The sequence below is a fragment of the Bdellovibrionales bacterium genome (assembly GCA_019750295.1).
GTDB lineage: Bacteria > Bdellovibrionota > Bdellovibrionia > Bdellovibrionales > JAGQZY01 > JAIEOS01.
On record JAIEOS010000126.1, the window covers coordinates 1 to 1,875 of the forward strand.

General features: G+C 44.5%; 2 protein-coding genes. One reads left to right on the forward strand and one right to left on the reverse strand.

The features are described from left to right. The coding region (locus K2Q26_14995; GenBank protein ID MBY0316825.1) for a glycosyltransferase at positions 1 to 446 on the reverse strand (446 nt) is incomplete at its 3' end. Positions 447 to 547: 101 nt separating this feature from the next. Between K2Q26_14995 and K2Q26_15000 the strand changes: the two genes are divergently transcribed. Beyond that, the coding region (locus K2Q26_15000; protein ID MBY0316826.1) for a mannose-1-phosphate guanylyltransferase/mannose-6-phosphate isomerase at positions 548 to 1,875 on the forward strand (1,328 nt) is incomplete at its 3' end.

The window sequence follows — 1,875 nt, forward strand, 5'->3', positions numbered from 1 at the left end:
GTATACCCGAGCTCCCGAAAATAATCTTGCCAGTACTTCGCAATAACAACAATGTGCTCAGACTTCCGAATCACAGCTTTAAAAACCCACTCGGTGAGATCTTGGTACAATCGAGGAAGCCATGCACTTCCGGAAGAATCCACGTGGTAAATGATACTTATCCCTCGGCCTTTAAAATTAAATAGAGCTGATTGAAAGCTCCGAATACGGAGGCCGTGGGGTTTTTTAGCGAATTTCCATTGGAGAAAAAGATATTTTGGCATTTCCAAAAGGCGCCAAATGCCTTTGAACCCAAAGGTGGAAGAAACCACCGTATAGTCAAAATGGGAACTCAGTACCGCATCTAACATTTTTTCGTAGATGATACCTCCGTAACCCTTCTTAGAAGTGCTCAGTCGGAACACCTGTGGACTGGTGAATTCCTGTAGTTGTAATCGTGGCTTCATTCCCCATCCTTATTTCGCAAAACACCGTAAAGGCGAAATATTTATTGATAGGCCTAGCAAAATCAATAAGTATGTTTTTTCCCCTTCAAGGAGAATAATTTATGATTCCAGTGGTATTGTCAGGAGGCTCAGGGACTCGCCTATGGCCACTCTCTCGTATTAAGCTTCCTAAGCAATTCTGCTCTATTTTCGAGCAAAGCTTGCACTCTATGACGTTGTCGCGCCTTGCCAAATGGGGCACTCCCTATGTGGTAACGTCTCAAACCCTAAAAGATCTTACCGTTAAAAATCTCAACGAACTCGGCCTTAAAACCGACAACGTTATCTTAGAGCCACTTTCTAAAAATACCGCACCTGCCGTAGCTCTACTTACCGTTCTTCTTCTTCGCAGAGGCCAAGGGGATAGTGTGGCGGGAATCTTCCCTGCCGATCATATTATCGAAAATGAAGAGAAATTCACCGCCGCGATTCATCTCGCCAAGGAAGAAGCCCTCAAAGGAAAAGTGGTTATTTTAGGAATTCAACCGGATTACCCTGCCACAGGATATGGCTACATTCAAACTGGGAAAGATCTCCTCGCCCAGCAGGGAGAATTCGTAAGCCATCCTGTTCTCAAATTCCACGAAAAACCAAGTCTTGAGAAGGCCACTCAATTTATAAAATCGGAGGGTTACTACTGGAACGCAGGCATTTTCATTTTTAAAGTGAGCGCCATGGCAGATTATTTTAGAACCTATCAGCCGTCGATGTGGACCGACATTAACAAGCTCAATACGGACCTCAGTAATATCCAGGAAGTTTACTCTTCTTTGGACAGTATCAGCATCGATTACGCGATTATGGAGAAACTATTATCAGATGAGTTGGCGTGCATCCCTTGCGATATCGGTTGGAACGACGTGGGCTCCTGGGATGCGATATCCCAGATTCTCAGTGGCGCCAATCCCACCAATAAGATTGAAGTTCGCTCCAAACACAACTACGTGCAGAGTTCTCTTAAAAAAACTTATGCTTTCGTGGAAGTCGAGGACATGATTGTTGTCGACACAGCCGACGCCCTTTTAATTTCAAAAAAAGGAGCGTCACAAGGAGTTAAGGATGTCGTAGATATTCTTAAACTTCGCCAATCTTCTTTACTCAAGGACCACGTCTTTGAGGAGCGTCCTTGGGGTCGTTTCGAAATTTTAAAAGACACAGAAATCTTTAAATCTAAAGTCGTTACGGTAAATCCGGCTCAGCAATTGTCGTATCAGTCACATAGTCAACGCGAGGAACATTGGTTAGTCACCCAAGGTAAAGGCGAAGTGGTACTGAATGATACAACAATCCCAGTGAACCCGGGATCCTACGTAAAGATTCCTCTCGGAGCTAAACACCGCATCCGCAACATCGGCGAAGACCCCGTGGAATTTGTTGAAGTGCAGTTAGG